We start from the raw sequence: 19,406 nt of genomic DNA, 5'->3' as shown, positions 1-19,406 counted from the left end.
TCAAGCGCCCTGCCACTGGCGGCGCAGCTGTTCACGTACTTGACGCGAGGCACTGCGGTTTTCACCCGCCAGCCGCGACGACAGGTCGGTCGAACTGCCAATGTCGCGCACGGCTTCGGTCAGGCAGGCACGTACTTGGGCAATGTCGGCGCTGCTCGGGGCTTCGGCGTTGTCCACGGTCAAGCGGCGCCACAGCAGGCCCAGCGAGGCGTAATTATCCAGGTCGTAGGCCATGGGCGGCACTTCGGCGGCCAGGGCCTCCAGTTGCTCGACGCTGCGCAGGGTAATCCGCGCCGCCGCTGCCTTGCCCATGGCGTGCACCATCACCCCGGCATCGTCCAGAGCGATCAGACGCTGGGCCTGATAGCCATGAGCCAGGAAGGCACCGGACATGGCCTTGCCAACCAGCAAACCGATCACCGGGTGCCCGGCCAGCCGCGCCTGGGCATAGGCCTGCACGGCACCGGCCAAGGCCTGGTGGATACCCAAGGCCTCCTCACGGCGGCCATAGGCCTGGCTGGGTACATCGATCACCGCGACAATGGCCCGCTTCTGTCCGTTGCGGTCAGCCGCCACCGCCTCGCTCACGGCCTTGGCCAGGCCCCAGCCTTCCAGCAAACCGACCTCGCCCGAGCGTGCGCGGGGGAACGGGTTTTCAGCATCAGGCACCACGGCGATGAAGCGCACCAGGCGGTTGTCCAGTTCGCCGTCGATCACCCGCAACGACGCGGGGTAACCGGGCAAAGCTTGCCCGCCGGCCAGGCCCGACAGCCAGTTCAAGGCACGGTTCATTGGGCTTCTCCTTGATAAAGGGCGCGTACGGCAGCGGCATCCAGTTGCGGGCAGTCATCGCCTAGCCGGGCCAGCCTGTCCAGGAACCAGGCATGCTGGCTGGCGCGATCTCTGGAAGGTGCGTCCAGCAATTGCAGCAAGCGTTCGCGCAGTGCATCGATGTCGTCGGCCACATAGCCGTCCACCAATCCGCTGGCATGGCGCTGCTCGCCACCGCTCAGGCTCCAGATGAAGGGGCGGTCCTTGGCGTCGTACTCGCCGATGCCGGCCTCCTGCTCGATCACTTGCGGGCCGTTTAGGCCCAAGCGGGCTTCGCGGGTGACCAGCAAGTGACTGCACAGGCCTGCGGCGATGGACATGCCACCAAAGCAACCGACCGAACCCGCAATCAGACCCACCACAGGTTGCCAGGTACGGAGTTCGACAATGGCGGCCTGAATCTCGGCAATGGCTGCCAGGCCCAGGTTGGCCTCTTGCAGGCGCACCCCGCCCGTTTCCAGTAACAACACGGCGCACGTGGGGATGCCGTTGCGGTTGTCTTCGATGGCCAGCTCCAGCGCACCGGCGATCTTTGCACCGCCCACCTCACCCATGCTGCCGCCCTGGAAGCCACCTTCGATGGCAGCAACCACAGCATTGCGCCCGTTCAGCCGACCTTTGGCGATCACCACGCCATCATCAGCCTGGGGCACGATGCCTTGGCGCGGCAGCCAGGGTGACATCAGCCGGTCGAACGGCCCCAGCAGTTCACGGAAGCTGCCCGGATCGAGCATGGCGCGCGCACGTTGGCGGGCGCCCAGTTCGACAAAGCTGCGGCTCTGCAGCAAGCGTTCGGTGTCAGTCATGGGCAATCTCCTCGAAGCCTTGCTCAAGGCGTAGGCGCACCACACCAGGGGTGGCGCCAAAGTCATGGATGTCGATGTTCACAGCCGGCCAGGCGCGGCCCTCGAACAGGCGCTGGAACAGTTGCGCCCAGCGGGCAGCGCTGCCGTTGACCGAGGTGACCACCTGGATCTGCAGGCTGCCGGCAGTGCCAGGTTCGATCAGCACCTCCAGATCGCCGGAGCTGACGCAGCCCACCAGCGTGCGGCCACGGCCCGGTTCAGCGGCGGGGAATTGAAAATTCAGGGTCTCCATGTCACACGCTCCCGGCTTTATCGAGGAACAGGCAGGCGGCCAGCAAATCGGCGGCGCCGCCCGGTGAGGCGTTCAGGTACAGCAGGTGCTGGTCCAGCTGGCGCAGTTGCCGGCGCCCGGCCAGAGTGGCGCTGCCGCCTTCGGCCAGTACGGCCAGCGCACCTTGCTGCACGGTGGCCAGGCCGGAGGGGCCGCTGCGCCAGAGCACACAGGTGTCGCTGAGTACGGCCATGATCGCCAGCAGCGCGTCGAGCCGGGCGTGTTGCTCGCTGGCACCGGCTGCGCGGCTGCGTTGCAGTTGCGGCAGGCCATGGCCGATGACGGCGGGGAAGCCTTGTTGCGCCTGCTCGCGGGCGCCGCCGGTGCCGTAGCGGCGGCGGACCTGCTGACCGTGGCTGTCTTGCGGGACCATGGCCGGGTCGTCCAGCAAGGCGAGGCGCCCGGCGCGAACGGCAAGGGTGTTGGCGTCCGCAAGGGGATCGAGGGCCGTGACCGCTACCAGCAGGCCGAGGGCCCAGATTGCGCCGCGATGGGTGTTTACCCCCCCGGTGGTGGCGAGCATGGCGGCCTCGCCTTCACGACCGAGCTGACCGAGCGAGGCACGCAGGGGTTGGCAGACTTCACCGAAGGATTGCGCGGCTTCGGCCATTTGCCGCAGGCAGGGCCACAGTGACAGCGCCGAAGCGTGCATCAGAGGCAGCGACATGTCGGGGTGGGCGCCGTTGCTGCGGCGGTCGACCAGGCCGGGTTTTGGGGACAGGTCGGCTTCGTCGATCAGGGCTTCTACGGCTAGGTCGGCCAGGTGGTCGGCTAGGGAGATTTTGGTTGGCTGGGCGGGCCTCATCGCGAGCAAGCTCGCTCCTACAGGGACCGCGCCAGCTTCGGGGCTCAGGTTGTGTGCGTTCATCACCAGCTCCTGAACCGTGCAGGCGGGTTGTAGAGGCCGCCGGACCACTCGACCAGGTCGGCGATGCTGCGCGCGGCCAGCAGTTCGCGGCTGGCGTCGGTGCGACGGATGCCGAGGTCTTCGGGCAAGGCGATCAGGCCCTGTTGGCGCATGCGCAAGGTATCTTTCGGGTCATGCCGCAGGCCGATGGCGGTGACCCCGGCCACGGCGGCGATCATCTGCTGGCGTTCTTGCAGGCTGCGGGCCTTGTACAGGTAGGCAATGCCCTCCTCGGTCAGCAAGTGGGTGACGTCGTCGCCATAGATCATTACCGGTGCCAACGGCATCCCGGCCTTCTTGGCCACTTCCACGGCATCGAGGGTTTCCACGAAGGTGGGCTTGCCGCCTTCCTGATAGGTCTCGACCATTTGCACCACCAGCTTGCGGCCGCGTTCGAGCATGGTGTCCGGCACCGTCATGTCGAGCCAGGCCGGGGTAGCGTGGCGTCGGCCGCGCGGGTCGTGCCCCATGTTCGGTGCACCGCCAAAACCGGCCAGGCGGCCGCGGGTGACGGTGGAAGAATGGCCATCGCCATCCACCTGCAAGGTGGCGCCGATGAACAGGTCGACAGCGTACTGCCCCGCCAGCTGGCACATCATGCGGTTGGAACGCATCGAGCCATCGCGGCCAGTGAAGAACACGTCCGGGCGCTGGGCGATGTAGTCCTCCATGCCCAGCTCGGTGCCGAAGCAATGCACGCTTTGCACCCAGCCGGTCTCGATAGCCGGAATCAAGGTTGGGTGCGGGTTGAGCGTCCAGTTGCGGCAGATCTTGCCCTTCAGGCCCAGCGACTCGCCGTAGGTGGGCAGGATCAGTTCAATGGCGGCGGTGTTGAAGCCAATGCCATGGTTCAGCGACTGCACCTGGTGTTTTTCGTAAATGCCACGGATCGCCATCATCGCCATCAGCACATGCACCGGCTTGATATGGCGCGGGTCGCGGGTGAAAAGCGGTTCTATGTAGAAGGGCTGGTCGGCGACCACCACGAAATCGACCCAGGAGGCCGGGATGTCCACCCGTGGCAGGTCGTCCACGCGGTCCACCAGCTGGTTGACCTGGGCAATGACGATGCCGTCGCTGAAGGCGGCCGGCTCTACCAGTGCCGGCGTGTCTTCAGTGCTGGGGCCGGTGTACAGGTTACCGTCACGGTCGGCCATGAAGCCGGCCACCAGGGTGACGTTGGGGATCAGGTCGACCAGCAGCCGCGAGTAAAGCTCGATGTAGGTGTGGATGGCGCCGACTTCGAGCAGGCCATCTTCCAGCAGTTGGCCGATGCGCAGGCTCTGCGGGCCGGCAAAGGAAAAGTCGAGCTTGCGGGCGATGCCGCGTTCGAACAGGTCCAGGTGCTCGGCGCGGCTAACGCTGGGCATGATCATGTGCAGGTCGTGCAGGCGCCCGGGGTCGACCTTGGCCAGCGAGCGTGAGAGGAAGTCTGCCTGCTTCTGGTTGTTGCCTTCCAGCACTACCCGGTCGCCAGGGGCCAGCAACAGTTCCAGGGCTTCGACCATACGTGCGGTGGGCAGCACCACGCCGTCGGCGAGGTGGCGTACCCGATCAAGGCGGCGCTGCTTTTCGGCACGCCGCCGCGACCATTGCGGCGGTGGATTCTGCGTTATTGTCATGGTGACTCCACGGGTTCGCTGTCGTGGGGTCACCTTAGGGCCGTGCTGCCTGACGGATCAATCAAGCTACCGGTGGGTTCGTTACGCTCAGATTAATGATTTCCCTGGCTGGGCGACTGGCTAACAGCAAAAATGCACGATGCCCCTGCATAATTGTCGATTGTGCAAGGCAAATTCGCATGACAGGATCCTGCGATCCTCCAGCGAACTCCAGACTTCACTTGGAAAATCAATAACAAAGCAGGGAGAACGCAATGACTGCGCACGCTCAAGCCTCGGTAACCGAGCATGTACTGGCCGAGGTCCGCAACCAGATCGGCCACCTGACCCTGAACCGCCCCGCCGGCCTCAATGCCCTGACCCTGAATATGGTCCGCAGCCTGCGCCAGCACCTGGACCAGTGGGCCGAAGACCCGCATGTGCGCGCGGTGGTACTGCGCGGCGAAGGCCCAAAGGGCTTCTGTGCCGGTGGTGACATCCGCTCGCTGCACGACAGCTTCAAAGCTGGCGACACGCTGCATGAAACCTTCTTCGTCGAAGAATACGCCCTCGATCTGGTCATCCACCGCTACCGCAAGCCGGTGCTGGTGCTGATGGACGGCTTTACCCTGGGTGGTGGCATGGGCCTGGCCCAGGGCTGCGACCTGCGCGTGGTTACCGAGCGCAGCCGCCTCGGCATGCCCGAAGTCGGCATCGGTTATTTCCCGGATGTGGGTGGCAGCTACTTCCTGTCGCGTATCCCTGGCGAGCTGGGCATCTACCTGGGCGTCAGCGGCGCACAAATCCAGGCGGCCGACGCGTTGTACTGCGGCCTGGCCGACTGGTACCTGGCCAGCGACCAACTCGCCGCCCTTGACCAAGGCCTGGACCAGTTGAGCTTTGGCGACAACCCGCTCAAAAACCTGCAAAACCTGCTGGCCAAGCTGGGCATGCAGGTGCTGGACGATGCGCCACTGGAAAAACTGCGCCCGGCCATCGACCACTTCTTCGCCCAGCCTACCGTGCAGGCCATCGTCGAGCAGCTGCGTGCCGTCAGCATCGGCGACAGCCATGCCTGGGCCGTCGCCACTGCCGACCAGCTGGAAAGCCGCTCGCCGCTGGCCATGGCGGTTACGCTGGAGATGCTGCGCCGTGGCCGCCACCTGGGCCTGGACGACTGCTTCGCCATGGAACTGCACCTGGACCGCCAGTGGTTCCGGCACGGCGACATCATCGAAGGCGTGCGCGCGCTGATCATCGACAAAGACAAGCAGCCCCGCTGGAACCCGCCGACCCTGGCCGCGCTGCAGCAACAGCGGGTCGACCAATTCTTCGAAGGCCTGTGAGCCCGGGAGTACACAGATGCAAGACCTGGAACTGAGCGAAGAACAAATCATGATCCGCGACATGGCCCGGGACTTTGCCCGTGGCGAAATCGCCCCGCATGCCCAGGCTTGGGAAAAAGCCGGCTGGATCGATGATGGCGTGGTGCGCAAAATGGGCGAACTGGGCCTGCTGGGCATGGTGGTGCCAGAGGACTTCGGTGGCAGCTACACCGACTACGTGGCCTACGCCCTGGCCGTGGAAGAAATTGCCGCAGCCTGCGGCGCCACCGGGGCGATGATGAGCATTCACAACTCGGTAGGCTGCGGCCCGCTGCTGGCTTACGGTACTGGCGACCAGCAACAGCAATGGCTGCCGCGCCTGGCCAGTGGCGAAGTGATCGGCTGCTTCTGCCTGACCGAACCGCAAGCAGGTTCCGAGGCACACAACCTGCGCACCCGCGCCGAGCTGGTCGATGGCGAGTGGGTCATCAATGGCGCCAAACAGTTCGTCAGTAATGCCCGCCGCGCCGGCCTGGCCATCGTCTTCGCAGTCACCGACCCGGAGCTGGGCAAGAAAGGGTTGTCGGCGTTCCTGGTGCCCACCGACAACCCGGGGTTCAAGGTTGACCGCAGCGAGCACAAGATGGGCATCCGTGCCTCGGATACCTGCGCAGTTACCTTCGACAACTGCCGCATTCCTGCCGCCAATATCCTGGGCGAGCGTGGCAAGGGCCTGGCCATCGCCCTGTCCAACCTGGAAGGCGGCCGTATCGGTATCGCCGCCCAGGCCTTGGGCATCGCCCGCGCCGCGTTCGAAGCGGCACTGGTGTACTCACGTGACCGCGTGCAGTTCGGCAAGCCGATCAACGAACACCAGAGCATCGCCAACCTGCTGGCCGACATGCAGGTGCAGGTGAACGCCGCACGCTTGCTGATCCTGCATGCCGCCCGCCTGCGCAGCGCCGGCAAGCCGTGCCTGTCGGAGGCGTCACAGGCCAAGCTGTTCGCTTCGGAAATGGCCGAGCGGGTGTGCTCGATGGCGATCCAGGTGCATGGCGGGTATGGCTACCTGGAGGACTACCCGGTGGAGCGCTACTACCGGGATGCGCGGATTACGCAGATTTATGAAGGGTCGAGCGAGATTCAGCGCATGCTGATTGCGCGGGAGTTGAAGCACTATCCCCTGTAATTGAACTGCAACAGGCCCTTTGTGGGATCGGGCGTGCCCGCGAAGCAGGCGATGCGGTGGATGGCACCGGCTTCGGCGGTGTTCGCGGGCACGCCCGCTCCCACAGGATTGGCGAGTGGCTTAAGAAAGCATCAGTCGCCTACCGCCAATACCGCGCATCATCCACCACCTTCGCATGCCCCTCGAACAGCGCCGGCAGTTGCTCCTTGAGGTAGTCGATCCAGGTCCGCACCTTGGCATCCAGGTAATGCCGTGACGGGTACATCGCATACAGCGCACTTTCGCGCAGGCGGTACGGCGCCAGCAGCCGGCACAAGCGCCCCTGCTCGATGGCCTGGCTGGCGGTATAGAACGGCAGCAGGCCGATCCCCATGCCCAGCTCACTGGCCACCAGCATGGCATCGGCCACGTTGGTGGAAAAATTGTCACGCGGTGCGATCACGCACTGATCCACACCCTGGGGGAATACCCAGTCGCCTTCATACATGGGATAAGCCATGCGCAGGCAGCGATGCGCATGCAGGTCCTCGGGGCGTTCAGGCACGCCATGTCGCTCCAGGTAGCTGGGTGCTGCGCAGGGGATACTGAAGATATCGCCAAGCGGTACAGCGATCAGCTGTGAGTCCGGCAGCGCACCGTCCACGGTGATCACCACGTCATGGCCTTCGGCCAACGGGTCAGGGTTGCGCTGGGACAGCGTCAGCTCGATCACCACTTCCGGGCACAACGCGTTGTAGCCGGCCACCAGCGGCATCAGCAACAGCCCAAGGCCGTGCGGGCAATGCAAACGCAGGTGGCCGCGAGGCGTGAGGTGCGCGCCACGCGCCTCACCCACCGCTTCTTCGGTCAGCAGCATGATCTGCCGCGCCCGCTCCAGAAACCGCTCGCCGGCCTCGCTCATGCGCAGGCGCCGGGTGGTGCGGTGCAGCAGGCGGGTCTGCAGCTGGTTTTCCAGCTCGGCAACAATGCGCGAAACCTGCGCCGCAGAGATGTCCAGGGCATTGGCGGCTGCAGCGAAGCTGCCGCATTCCACCACACGGGCGAAGGTACGCATGGCATGCAGCATGTCCATGACAATGTGCTCCTTGTTCAGTCTTATTCTTGCGTTACAGGCAGGAATCTATCACGACTTAGCCCATTTATTGTGGATCACCAATGAATACATCATTAGCCATACATTGAACACAAGGAGCCTGTCATGAAACGTTCGATCGCTGTCATTGCCGTTGCCGCTGCCCTCAGCACGTTCGGTGCCTTCGCCGATAGCGCCAAAAACCAGCCTGTGAGCAGCAATTACGAGTACGGCATGCCGCTGGATGTGGCCAAAGTGATCTCCATCACCCCGGCCAGCAATGCCGCCGACTGCCAGGTTGGCACGGCGCACATGGTGTACGTCGACCATCAAGGCCAGAAACACGAAGTGGACTACCGCGAAATGGGCAACTGCTCGCAGCAGTGAGTCAGGCCAGCACCTGGGTGATCCAGCCCACCTGCCGATTGAAGTCGTCGATCTTTACCTGAGGCACCGCATCGCGGGCACGTTCGAAGTTGGCCAGGGTTTGCTGCTTCTGTTTCAGCATACGCCGCCACTTCACCCGAAACGCCTCGCTTTTCTCCTGCAACAGCACCGGGCCGAAGTACAGCTGTTCAGCGGTGTACGCAGCCTCGCCGGGCTCGGCAACGATGATTTCGTAGTCGAAGCGGTTTTCGCGCAGCAGTTCTTCGTTGACGATGCGGTAACCGTTACCCGCCAGCCACTCGCGCAGCTCGCGCTCAGCGCCATTGGGCTGCAACACCAGGCGCATGACGCCAGCAAGGCGCTGCTTGCCGGCCTGCAGAATGTCGCACATGGTGTCGCCCCCCATGCCGCAGATGCTGATCACCGAAATACGGTCGTTTGCCTCCACTGCGGCCAGGCCATCGGCCAGGCGCACGGTGATGCAGTCTTCCAGGCCGTTCCTGCGTACATTGCGCTGGGCCGAGGCGAACGGCGTCTGGGCCACCTCCCCCGCTACCCCGGCCTCGATCACACCCCGCAGCATCAAGGCCACCGGCAGGTAGCCGTGGTCCGAGCCAATGTCGGCCAGGCGCGCGCCCTGTGGTACATGGGCGGCCACGCGCTCCAGGCGCCTGGACAAAGTCTGTTCGTTCACCGTAAACCCCCGGTTTTACAATGGGGCGCGATTCTGACTGTGAACGCCGCGCATTTCAAACACCTGGGCACCCTCGACCCGCCAGCCCCGCTCGCGTAGGCTTGCCGCTTTCCTTCCGTTGCAAGGCAAGACACACCATGGCAAACGCAGACATCATCTACATCCCGGACCCGGACGCCGAGTCGATTTCGTCCGACGTCGCCGAATACAACGGCGTGCTGGTCACCACCCAGATCCCGACCCACGCCGATGGCAGCCTGGAACTGGGCGGCATCGTCGAACAAAGCGAATGCACCCTGCAGGCGCTGAAAGTGGCGCTGGAAAAAGCCGGCAGCGGCATGGACCGCGTGCTGCACCTGACCATCTACCTGACCGACATGGCCGACCGGGCCGCATTCAACGAGGTGTATCAGCGTTTCTTCTGCAAGCCCTGGCCAGTGCGTGCGGCCGTGGGTGTCGCATCCCTGGCGTTCGAAGGTATGCGCGTTGAAGTGACAGCGATGGCCGCCAAGCGCTGACCTGCTCTTTGTGGGAGCGGCCTGCGCTCCCACCTTGCACCTCCCAGCACCCCGATGATGCCGCCAGCCCGTTTCGCCGCTACAATGCCCGCCTACCGTGACAGCCCGAAAATATAACGACATGTCCCTTCCAAAGAATCACCTGGAACTGCTCAGCCCTGCCCGTGACGTGGCCATCGCCCGTGAAGCGATCCTGCACGGCGCTGATGCCATCTACATCGGCGGCCCGAGCTTTGGCGCGCGCCATAACGCCCGCAACGAAGTCAGCGATATCGCCGAACTGGTCGAGTTCGCCCATCGCTACCACGCACGCGTGTTCACCACCATCAACACCATCCTCCACGACAACGAGCTGGAGCCGGCGCGCAAGCTGATCCACCAGCTGTACGACGCCGGTGTCGACGCACTGATCGTGCAGGACCTGGGGGTGATGGAGCTGGACATTCCGCCGATCGAGCTGCACGCCAGTACGCAGACCGACATCCGTACCCTGGAGCGGGCCAAGTTTCTCGACCAGGCCGGTTTTTCGCAACTGGTACTGGCCCGTGAGCTGAACCTGCAGCAAATCCGCGCCATTGCCGCCGAAACCGACGCCGCCATCGAGTTCTTCATCCACGGCGCGCTGTGCGTGGCCTTCTCCGGCCAGTGCAACATTTCCCACGCGCAAACCGGCCGCAGCGCCAACCGGGGCGATTGCTCACAGGCCTGCCGCCTGCCGTACACCCTGAAAGATGACCAAGGCCGCGTGGTGGCGTTCGAAAAACACCTGCTGTCGATGAAGGACAACAACCAGACTGCCAACCTGGCCGACCTGGTCGATGCCGGCGTGCGCTCGTTCAAGATCGAGGGCCGCTACAAGGACATGGGTTATGTGAAGAACATCACGGCCCACTACCGCAAAGAGCTCGACGCCATCCTCGAAGGCCGCCCGGCCTATGCCCGTGCATCCAGCGGCCGCACCGAGCACTTCTTCCTGCCCGACCCGGACAAGACCTTCCACCGTGGCAGTACCGACTACTTCGTCACCGACCGCAAAGTCGACATCGGCGCCTTCGACTCGCCAACCTTCACCGGCCTGCCGGTGGGCGTGGTGGAAAAGGTGGGCAAGCGTGACATGCAAGTGGTTACCGACGTACCGCTGACCAACGGCGACGGCCTAAACGTGCTGGTCAAGCGCGAAGTGGTGGGCTTCCGTGCCAACATCGCCGAGCCGCGCGGCGAATTCGTGGAAGACGGCCACACGCGCTACCGCTACCGTGTCGAGCCCAACGAAATGCCAGAGGGCCTCTACAAGCTGCGGCCCAACCACCCGCTGTCGCGCAACCTCGACCACAACTGGCAGCAGGCCCTACAACGCACCTCGTCCGAGCGCCGGGTCGGCGTGGAGTGGCACGCGGTACTGCGCGAGCAGCGCCTGATGCTGACCCTGAGCAGCGAAGAAGGCGTGAGCGTGCAGGTGGCCCTGGATGGCCCGTTCGGCGCGGCCAACAAACCGCAGCAGGCGCTGGACCAGTTGCATGACCTGCTCGGCCAGCTGGGTACCACGATGTACCACGCCGACAGCATCCAGCTGGACGCCCCGCAGGCGTACTTCATCCCTAACTCGCAGCTCAAGGCCCTGCGCCGCGAAGCCATCGAGGCACTGACCGAAGCGCGTATCAAGGCGCACCCGCGTGGCGCGCGCAAGGCCGAGACCACGCCGCCACCGGTGTACCCCGAGTCGCACCTGTCGTTCCTGGCCAACGTGTACAACCAGAAGGCCCGCGACTTCTACCACCGCCACGGCGTGCAACTGATCGACGCAGCCTACGAGGCCCATGAAGAGCATGGCGAAGTGCCGGTGATGATCACCAAGCATTGCCTGCGCTTCTCCTTCAACCTGTGCCCCAAGCAGGCCAAGGGCGTAACCGGCGTGCGCACCAAGGTCGCACCGATGCAGCTGATCCAGGGTGACGAAGTGCTGACCCTGAAGTTCGACTGCAAACCGTGCGAAATGCATGTGATCGGCAAGATGAAGAGCCACATCATCGACCTGCCTACCCCAGGCAGCGCGGCGGCCCAGGTGGTGGGGCACATCAGCCCGGAAGACCTGCTGAAAACCATCCCGCGCGGGCCGCATTGATCTTCAATCTGTACGGGCCTCTTCGCGGCTTAAGCCGCTCCCACAGGGAAATCACAGCATTCGAAGCGGTGAAAATCCCTGTAGGAGCGGCTTAAGCCGCGAACACCGGCTTAGCCGGTGCCAGCCAACAAAATCCTCGGTTCCAGTCAGCGAATCTGATGCTTGTGCAGCAGCCGGTAAAACGTCGGCCGTGAAATCCCCAGCACCTTGGCCGCCACACTCAGGTTGTCACTGTGCCGGTTCAGCACGTCGCACAGTGCTTGGTGCTCGGCCCGGTGCTTGTACTCTTCCAGCGTACCCAGCGGCTGTTGCTCCTGGTCGAGCAGCTGCAGCCCCAGGTCCTGCGCCTCGATCTGCCGCCCTTCGGCTAGCACCAGGCCACGGCGCACGCGGTTGGCCAGCTCGCGCACATTGCCCGGCCAGTCATGCCGACCCATCGCCGCCAAGGCATGGTCGCTGAACGAGCGCGGCCGGCGGCCGGTTTCCAGGCTGTAGAAATGAGCAAAGTGGTTGGCCAGCATCGAGAGGTCGCCATGCCGGTCGCGCAACGGCGCGGTCACCACCTGCAACACGTTCAGGCGGTAATACAGGTCTTCACGAAAGCGCCCTTGCTCGATGGCCCGTTCCAGGTCCACGTGGGTGGCCGCCAGCACGCGCACATCCACCGGGATTGGCTGGCTACCGCCCACCCGCTCAATGTGCTTTTCCTGCAGAAAGCGCAGCAGGTTGGCCTGCAACTCCAACGGCAAGTCACCGATTTCATCAAGAAACAAGGTGCCCCCATGGGCCGCTTCGATGCGCCCGGCCTTGCGCTGGTGCGCACCGGTGAAGGCGCCCTTCTCATGGCCGAACAGTTCGGACTGGATCAGGTGCTCGGGAATAGCCCCGCAGTTGATGGCAACGAAGGGCTGCTCGCTGCGTTGCGACTGGCGGTGCAGGGTGCGCGCCACCAGCTCCTTGCCGGTACCGCTTTCGCCTCGGATCAGCACCGGCGACTCGGTGGGCGCCAGTTTGCCCAGCAACTTGCGCAACTCACGGATGGGCCGGCTTTCACCGAGCAGTTCGTGGGTGGCTTCATCCACCTTCACCGCCCCTTTGCCACGCAAGCGCGCCATGCCGAACGCCCGGCCAAGGGTGACCTGTACGCGGGAGACGTCGAATGGCAGGGTGTGGAAGTCGAAGAACCATTCGCAGACAAAATCGCCGACGGCCGGCATGCGCAGTTGTTCGGCACTGAGCACGGCAATCCATTCGGTATTGCTGCGTTTGATCATGTCCTTGACCGCATCAGGGTGCCTGAGGTGCGAAGCCTGCAAGCGCAGCAGGCCTACATCACAAGGGTGATCCAGCGCCCCGCCGAGCACGCAGCTGTCTACATCCCAGCCTGCGCTGCGCAGGCCAGGTAACAATCGGTGGCAGTCGTCGCAGGGGTCGACGATAAGCAAACGGCGTTGGGCGGCAAGCTGTTGCATGACCGATCCTTGGCGCCAGTTTTTGGTTTTATGAAGTAAAACAGCAAGTTGTGGCGCCCGTTTAACAGTAGCAACGAAGTTGACGGTTCCCAGTACCGTCTGTCTGCCGACGCATTTTTTTACAAAGCGTCATGGGAATTTTCGCGTTTTATCGACATCACATGGCGGCGCAGGCAAGAACGGATTCGGCCCTGACAAAAAATTTTACATCCATTGTGTGACTTGCCCCCGGACAACGAGCATCAGTACACATAACCCCGCGCTGCACTTCGCGATGATTGAGGCGACTTTGAAGCAACGCGGACTTAACTTCGCTGTTTGGGACCATAGAGAGACCGAACCATGAATGCCCCGCTCCGTGTCAACGAAGCACTGCTGATTGCCGACCACGCCTTCGAACCTTTCCAGTGCGTAGCCTGGGATGCACCCAACGGTACTGGTGAACTGAGCCTGGCAGTGATCGACCGGACCAGCACCCGCATCGGCAGCAAACAAGTGTCTTCGCGCATCTATTCCGACCCGGCCCAATGGGCCAGCCTGATCGAGGAAGTGCGCGCCGAACTGTGCGAAAAAGGGTACGACCTGCAACCGTGGTCGATGCCGAAGTAATAACGCCCGGCAATGCAAGTGCGTGCAACGTCACGCACTTGATTGCATGCAAAGTTGCTGTTCTGGCAACTTTTTCTATGGCGACATAGTGTCGCGCCAATCAGTCCAAGATTTTGAAGTGCTGCAAGTGCTGGTAATCGGCCTGCAATTGCTCAGCCAGACGCTGTGCGCGCCCAAGACGAACGGGGGCAAGTTCCATATCCACCAATAACGTTGCACAAGGCATGGGCTGCACGGCGTTGCAGTGCTGCAGGCGACCGTCGGTAAAGACCAGGCAGCGCATGGCTTCAGTCGGATGGGCGCGCTGGCGCGCCAGAAGCCAGTGCCGAGCCTGTTCCAACGCGGCGATCAGGGGCGTACCGCCACCGGCCCCCAAGGCCTGCAGCCAGGGCTGCAAGGCCGCCGAGGCTTTCAGGCCGTGGCGTTGCCATTGTGGCGTTTGCCCGCTGGCGGTGAGCAGGGCCAACCGGGCGCGCTGGCGGTAAGCCTGGTCGAACAGGGCTGCCAGCAGCCCTTTGGTTTGCGCCAGCGCCTGATGGCGACGGGTGGAGGCCGAGGCATCGACAATCACCAGCCACAGCTCTGCGGGCCTGGCCTGGCGCTGCTGCCAGCACAGGTCCTGGGGCAACCGTGGCCGCCCCTTGAGCAAAGTTGGCAGCCAGGCCACCCGACCGGTCGCCGCACTGCGTGCCCGGCCACGGCTGGCCCCGCCCTGCTTGCCCGCGCCAGGTCTGGCATCCGCCCCTTTGGCAGGTGGCTGGCGAATGCTCAGGGCTTTTTTGCCCAGTTCGGCACCTCGCGGCGGGCACCGCTGGCCACCGGCTGCGCCGGCAACGCCCCCCAGTCACCCTGCCCGCCCTGTTCGCCAGGGTGACTGGCACCCTGCTGATCGGGCTGCGGCGGTGCCGACGGCGCAGGGGCCTGGGGCGCCACTTGGCGACGATGGCGCAAGGCAAACTCGGCCACCGCGTCGACATCTGCTTCTTCAATAGCCGCCCCCCCGCGCCAGGCGCAGTGGGCGCGTGCAGCGCGCAGCCACACCAGGTCGGCGCGCAGGCCGTCGACGCCAGCGGTATAGCAGCGCTCGGTGATCCACGACAGCGCCTGGTCGTCCAGCGCTATGCTGGTCAAGGCCCGGCGCGCCGCCTGGCAGCGTTCGCGCAACTGCGCCTGGGCCGCATCCCAGTGGGCACAGAAGGCGTGCGGGTCGCTGTCGAAGGCCAGACGACGCCGAATGATCTGCTGACGCGCCTCAGGCTCGGGCGAACCTTCCAGGGCCACGTTCAGGCCAAAACGGTCGAGCAGTTGCGGGCGCAGCTCGCCTTCTTCCGGGTTCATGGTGCCGATCAGTACGAAACGGGCACTGTGCCGGTGCGAGATGCCGTCACGCTCGATACGGTTGGTGCCACTGGCCGCCACGTCGAGCAACAGGTCGACCAGGGTGTCGGGCAGCAGGTTGACCTCATCGACATACAGCACGCCACCGTCAGCCTGGGCCAGCACGCCCGGGGAGAACTGCGCCTTGCCCTGCCCAAGCGCGGCGCCCAGGTCCAGGGTGCCGACCAGCCGCTCCTCGCTGGCACCCAGCGGCAAGGTGACGAATGGCCCCTCGCCTAGCAGGTCGGCCAGGCCACGGGCCAGCGTACTCTTGGCCATGCCGCGCGGCCCTTCGATCAGCACACCGCCGATTTTCGGGTCGATGGCCGTCAGGCACAGCGCCAGCTTCAGGTCGTCGGCACCAACCACCGCGGCCAGCGGGAATTGTACGGGTTCACTCATTTCAAGCCTGTTCCTCGCCGTCGAGCAATTGCGCCTCAAGGGCCTCTCGGTAGTCGCCTGGCGCCTGCCACAGCCCGCGCTGCTGGGCCTCCAGCAGGCGCTCGGTCAGGTCGCGCAGGGCCTCGGGGTTGTGCTCGCGCATGAAGTCGCGGGTCGCCGGGTCGAGCACGTAGGCATCGGCGAGCCCCTGGTAATGATGGTCGTCGATCAGGTGCGTGGTGGCGTCGAAGGCGAACAGGTTGTCGACCGTCGCCGCCATCTCGAAGGCGCCTTTGTAACCGTGGCGCTTCACCCCGTCGATCCACTTGGGGTTCAGCGCACGGGCGCGGATAACCCGGTTCAACTCTTCCTTGAGGGTACGGATGCGCGGCCGGTCGGCCTGGCTGTGGTCGCCGTGGTAGCTGGCCACGGTAGCACCGGCCAGGGTTTCCGACGCGGCCAGCATACCGCCCTGGAACTGGTAGTAATCGTTGGAGTCGAGCAGGTCGTGCTCGTGGTTGTCCTGGTTCTGCAGCACCGCCTGCACCTTGGCCAGGCGTTGGGCGAACTGGGCGCGGGCCGGGGTGCCGTCGTCACGGGCGCCGTAAGCGTAACCGCCGTGGTTGAGGTACACCTCGGCCAGGTCGTCGCGGCTATGCCACAGACGCCCGTCGATGGCGTTCTGCACCCCGGCGCCGTAGGCCCCAGGCTTTGCCCCAAACACCCGCCAGCCGGCCTGGCGGGCAGCCTGCTCGGCGTCCACACCTTGCGCTTGCAGCGCTGCGCGCTCGGTGCGCACCCTAGCGGCCAGGGGGTTGAGGTCGTCGGGTTCATCCAGCCCAGCGACGGCCTGCACCGCCGCATCGAACAGGCGGATAAGGTTACCGAAGGCATCGCGGAAAAAGCCCGAAACGCGCAAGGTCACATCCACCCGAGGGCGGTCGAGCAGGCTCAACGGCAGGATTTCGAAGTCGTCGACACGCTGGCTGCCAGTGGCCCACACCGGCCGCACGCCCATCAATGCCATGGCCTGGGCGATGTCGTCGCCGCCCGTACGCATGGTCGCCGTGCCCCACACCGACAGGCCGAGCTGGCGCAGGTGGTCGCCGTGGTCCTGCAGGTGCCGCTCAAGGATAAGGTTCGCCGAGGCGAAGCCCAGGCGCCAGGCCGTGGTAGTGGGCAGGTTGCGCACGTCCACGGTGTAGAAGTTGCGGCCGGTGGGCAGCACGTCGAGGCGCCCACGGCTCGGCGCACCGCTGGGGCCTGCGGGCACGAAGCGCCCGGCCAGCGCTGCCAGCAGGCCATTCATTTCGGCTGCGCCGCACGCGTCCAGGCTAGGGGCTACCGCTTCGCGCAAGGCCTGCACCACGTCGTGTACAGGCTGCCATTCGTTCTGCTCGGGTAGCGGTACCGTGCCAGCCAAGGCCTGACCGATCACCTGAAGTGCCAACAGTTCAAGGCGCTCGCGGGTATCTCCGCAGGTGCGCCACGGTTCGCTGCTCATGGCCTGCAATTGCGCTGGGCGTGCGCCCTGCCACGGCTGCCCAAGCTCGCAATCGAGCGGATCGAAGCCCGGCACCAGGGCTTTGGCCAGGGCACGCAACAGGCTGGCATTGCCGCCGCGCCCGTCGCCCCGCTCAACCCGCAACAGCGCCAGCAAGGTATCCAGCCGCAAGCGGCCTTCGGGCGACTGGCCGAACACGTGCAGGCCGTCGCGAATCTGCGATTCCTTCAGGTCGCACAGGTAGGTGTCCAGGCGCGGCAGCCATATGGCGGCATCGTCCAGCTGCCCTTCCAGCTGCAGCTCGCGGTCGATGTGGTTGGCCTTGACCAACTCCAGGATGTCGCGCTGCAACTCGCGGGCACGCCGTGGGTCGAGCATCTGCGCTTCATAGAACTCGTCGGCCAGCTGTTCCAGGTGGCGCAACGGGCCATAGGTCTCGGCGCGGGTCAGCGGCGGCATCAGGTGGTCGATGATCACTGCCTGGGTACGGCGTTTGGCCTGGGCGCCCTCGCCAGGGTCATTGACGATGAACGGGTAGATGTTCGGCAACGGGCCGAGCAAGGCGTCTGGCCAGCACTGCGCCGACAAGCCGACGCCCTTGCCGGGCAGCCATTCGAGGTTACCGTGCTTGCCGACGTGGATCACTGCATCGGCCGCAAAGGCATGGCGTAGCCAGAAGTGAAACGCCAGGTAGCCATGCGGCGGCACCAGGTCGGGGTCGTGGTAGACCGCGCTCGGGTCTACCTGGTAGCCCCGGGCCGGCTGAATGCCGACAAAGGTCAGGCCATAACGCAGGCCGGCCACCATCAACCGTCCGCTGCGGTACATCGGGTCCTGCTCGGGCGGCCCCCAGCGTTCCAGCACGGCCTGGCGGTTGGCATCGGGCAGGCGGTCGAAGGCGGCCAGGTAGTCGGCCAGGCTCAGGCTCTGAGCGCAGGGGCGCACGTCGAGGTGGTCGAGGTCGTTGGTTACCCCGCCAAGCAGTTGGTGGATCAGTTGTGTGCCGCTGTCCGGCAATTCGGCCAGCGGATAGCCCTCGGCCTGCAGTGCCTTGAGAATGTTCAAGGCAGCGGCAGGGGTGTCCAGGCCGACGCCATTGCCAATGCGGCCATCGCGGGTTGGGTAGTTGGCCAGCACCAGGGCCACGCGCTTCTGCGCATTAGGCAGGCGCGCCAGCTCAACCCAGCGCCGGGCCAGCTCGGCAACGAAGTCCATGCGTTCGGGGTGGGCGCGGTAGCACACCACGTCGGACTGGCTGCGCTCGCTGCGCCAGGCCATGTCCTTGAAACTGACCGGCCGGGTGATAATGCGCCCGTCCAGCTCAGGCAAGGCAATGTGCATGGCCAGGTCGCGCGCGCCCAGGCCCTGCTCGCTGGCTTCCCAACCCGGCTGGTTGTCCTGTGCGCAAATGGCCTGCAATACCGGGATGTCGCGGCGGAACGGGCGCAGGTTGGGGCGCTCGGGGCTGGACAGGGCAAAGCCTGTGGTATTGACCAGCACTTCGGCGCCGACCTCGTCCAGCCAGGCTTCGACCTGCTCCAGGCAGGCGCTTTCCTTGAGGCTGGCCACCGCGATCGGTAACGGGTTCAGCCCGGCAGCCTGCAGGCGCTGGCAGAACACGTCGATGAATGCGGTGTTAGCCGCTTGCAAGTGCGAGCGATAAAACAGCAGCGGCGCTACCGGGTGCTCGGGGTGCCAATGCGGGTACCAGTCTTCCAGCGTGGTGCTGCCCTTGGCCGGGTGATACACCGCCGTGCGCGGCAAGGGCTGCGGCTCCTCCCAGGCATAGTCACGGCCCAGCCACTGGCTGGCCAGGCAGTTGAACAGGTTGATGGCGTTGACCTTGCCGCCTTGGCGCAAGTAGTGCCAGAGGCGCTCGGCCTGCTCGCCAGCGACAGTGCCCAGGGAGGTCAGCTCCGGGTCCGGGCGGTCATCGCCGGGCACCAGAATCAGCTGCACGCCACGGGCGGCCAGCTCGACCAGTTGCTCGACGCCATAGCGCCAGTAACCGACGCCGCCGTGCAGCGACACCAGGATGACTTTGGCATGGCGCAGCACCTGGTCGACATACAGGTCGACCGACGCGTGGTTTTGCACCTGCATCGGGTTGGCCAAACGCAGGCTGGGGAAGTCGTCTGGCAATTGCTCGGCGGTATCGGCGAGCAGTGCCAGGTGTGAATCGCCGCTGCAGAGAATCACCAGCTCGGCGGGTGTCTGGCCGAGGTCGGCAATGCTGTCATCCGGCACGAAGCCGCCGGGCTGGGTCCGCAGCAGGTGCAT

17 protein-coding genes are annotated in these 19,406 nt (G+C 64.9%); 6 read left to right on the top strand and 11 right to left on the bottom strand.

Annotation, left to right across the window (positions count from 1 at the left end):
* The 5 genes from mdcE to mdcA are packed head-to-tail and all read right to left on the bottom strand — an operon-like array spanning position 1 to position 4,497.
* Positions 1-792 carry a biotin-independent malonate decarboxylase subunit gamma gene (mdcE, locus tag D8767_RS13580; RefSeq protein ID WP_016713947.1) on the bottom strand — a complete coding sequence of 264 codons (792 nt, stop codon included), beginning with the start codon at positions 790-792 and terminating at the stop codon, positions 1-3.
* Entirely contained in the window at positions 789-1,637 is an 849-nt protein-coding gene (locus D8767_RS13575) for a biotin-independent malonate decarboxylase subunit beta (RefSeq protein WP_016713946.1), read from the bottom strand. The genes mdcE and D8767_RS13575 overlap by 4 nt, the downstream gene beginning before the upstream one ends.
* Positions 1,630-1,929 (bottom strand): malonate decarboxylase subunit delta, encoded by a 300-nt coding sequence (locus tag D8767_RS13570; RefSeq protein WP_016713945.1) that lies wholly within the window; start codon positions 1,927-1,929, stop codon positions 1,630-1,632. The genes D8767_RS13575 and D8767_RS13570 overlap by 8 nt, the downstream gene beginning before the upstream one ends.
* 1 nt (position 1,930) lies before the next feature.
* Positions 1,931-2,836 (bottom strand): triphosphoribosyl-dephospho-CoA synthase, encoded by a 906-nt coding sequence (locus D8767_RS13565; protein ID WP_016713944.1) that lies wholly within the window; start codon positions 2,834-2,836, stop codon positions 1,931-1,933.
* Positions 2,836-4,497, bottom strand: coding sequence for a malonate decarboxylase subunit alpha (gene mdcA / locus D8767_RS13560; protein WP_028698856.1), 1,662 nt, complete (start codon positions 4,495-4,497; stop codon positions 2,836-2,838). The genes D8767_RS13565 and mdcA overlap by 1 nt, the downstream gene beginning before the upstream one ends.
* 254 nt (positions 4,498-4,751) lie before the next feature.
* Between mdcA and D8767_RS13555 the strand changes: the two genes are divergently transcribed.
* The gene (locus D8767_RS13555) at positions 4,752-5,822 is read left to right on the top strand and encodes an enoyl-CoA hydratase/isomerase family protein (RefSeq protein ID WP_016713942.1); all 1,071 of its coding nucleotides are present in this window, start codon (positions 4,752-4,754) and stop codon (positions 5,820-5,822) included.
* Positions 5,823-5,838: 16 nt separating this feature from the next.
* On the top strand, positions 5,839-6,990 hold the full coding sequence (locus D8767_RS13550) for an acyl-CoA dehydrogenase family protein (protein WP_016713941.1): 1,152 nt from the start codon (positions 5,839-5,841) through the stop codon (positions 6,988-6,990).
* 139 nt (positions 6,991-7,129) lie between these two features.
* On the opposite strand, the gene D8767_RS13540 is transcribed toward D8767_RS13550, so the two are convergent.
* Positions 7,130-8,062 carry a LysR family transcriptional regulator gene (locus D8767_RS13540; RefSeq protein ID WP_016713940.1) on the bottom strand — a complete coding sequence of 311 codons (933 nt, stop codon included), beginning with the start codon at positions 8,060-8,062 and terminating at the stop codon, positions 7,130-7,132.
* A 126-nt stretch (positions 8,063-8,188) separates the two neighbouring features.
* Between D8767_RS13540 and D8767_RS13535 the strand changes: the two genes are divergently transcribed.
* Positions 8,189-8,449: a DUF2790 domain-containing protein gene (locus D8767_RS13535; RefSeq protein WP_016713939.1), complete on the top strand. Its 261-nt coding sequence runs from the start codon at positions 8,189-8,191 to the stop codon at positions 8,447-8,449.
* 1 nt (position 8,450) lies between these two features.
* Here D8767_RS13535 and D8767_RS13530 read toward each other — a convergent pair whose 3' ends face one another.
* Entirely contained in the window at positions 8,451-9,143 is a 693-nt protein-coding gene (locus tag D8767_RS13530) for a tRNA (adenine(22)-N(1))-methyltransferase TrmK (protein ID WP_025752497.1), read from the bottom strand.
* Between the two features lie 137 nt (positions 9,144-9,280).
* Here D8767_RS13530 and D8767_RS13525 point away from each other — a divergent pair, with 137 nt between their 5' ends.
* Both D8767_RS13525 and D8767_RS13520 read left to right on the top strand, forming a co-directional pair.
* Positions 9,281-9,661 carry a RidA family protein gene (locus D8767_RS13525; RefSeq protein ID WP_016713937.1) on the top strand — a complete coding sequence of 127 codons (381 nt, stop codon included), beginning with the start codon at positions 9,281-9,283 and terminating at the stop codon, positions 9,659-9,661.
* A gap of 121 nt (positions 9,662-9,782) precedes the next feature.
* On the top strand, positions 9,783-11,783 hold the full coding sequence (locus D8767_RS13520) for a U32 family peptidase (RefSeq protein ID WP_016713936.1): 2,001 nt from the start codon (positions 9,783-9,785) through the stop codon (positions 11,781-11,783).
* Between the two features lie 146 nt (positions 11,784-11,929).
* Here the strand turns inward: D8767_RS13520 and D8767_RS13515 are convergent, their stop codons facing one another.
* Positions 11,930-13,255 (bottom strand): sigma-54 dependent transcriptional regulator, encoded by a 1,326-nt coding sequence (locus D8767_RS13515; RefSeq protein WP_016713935.1) that lies wholly within the window; start codon positions 13,253-13,255, stop codon positions 11,930-11,932.
* 342 nt (positions 13,256-13,597) lie between these two features.
* On the opposite strand from D8767_RS13515, the gene D8767_RS13510 reads away from it, so the two are divergent.
* Positions 13,598-13,864, top strand: coding sequence for a hypothetical protein (locus D8767_RS13510; protein ID WP_013972506.1), 267 nt, complete (start codon positions 13,598-13,600; stop codon positions 13,862-13,864).
* 100 nt (positions 13,865-13,964) lie between these two features.
* On the opposite strand, the gene D8767_RS13505 is transcribed toward D8767_RS13510, so the two are convergent.
* The 3 genes from D8767_RS13505 to cobN form a co-directional block, all read right to left on the bottom strand.
* Positions 13,965-14,531: a VWA domain-containing protein gene (locus tag D8767_RS13505; RefSeq protein WP_016713934.1), complete on the bottom strand. Its 567-nt coding sequence runs from the start codon at positions 14,529-14,531 to the stop codon at positions 13,965-13,967.
* Positions 14,532-14,632: 101 nt separating this feature from the next.
* The gene (locus tag D8767_RS13500; protein ID WP_016713933.1) at positions 14,633-15,643 is read right to left on the bottom strand and encodes an ATP-binding protein; all 1,011 of its coding nucleotides are present in this window, start codon (positions 15,641-15,643) and stop codon (positions 14,633-14,635) included.
* Between the two features lies 1 nt (position 15,644).
* A complete protein-coding gene (gene cobN / locus D8767_RS13495) occupies positions 15,645-19,406 on the bottom strand; it encodes a cobaltochelatase subunit CobN (protein WP_063977482.1) in 3,762 nt (1,253 codons plus the stop codon).

This window comes from Pseudomonas sp. LTGT-11-2Z (assembly GCF_003691445.1).
In the GTDB taxonomy this organism is placed as follows: Bacteria; Pseudomonadota; Gammaproteobacteria; order Pseudomonadales; family Pseudomonadaceae; genus Aquipseudomonas; species Aquipseudomonas monteilii.
Note: the sequence above shows the minus strand (reverse complement) of the source record. Positions and strands in the feature narration are given on the sequence as shown.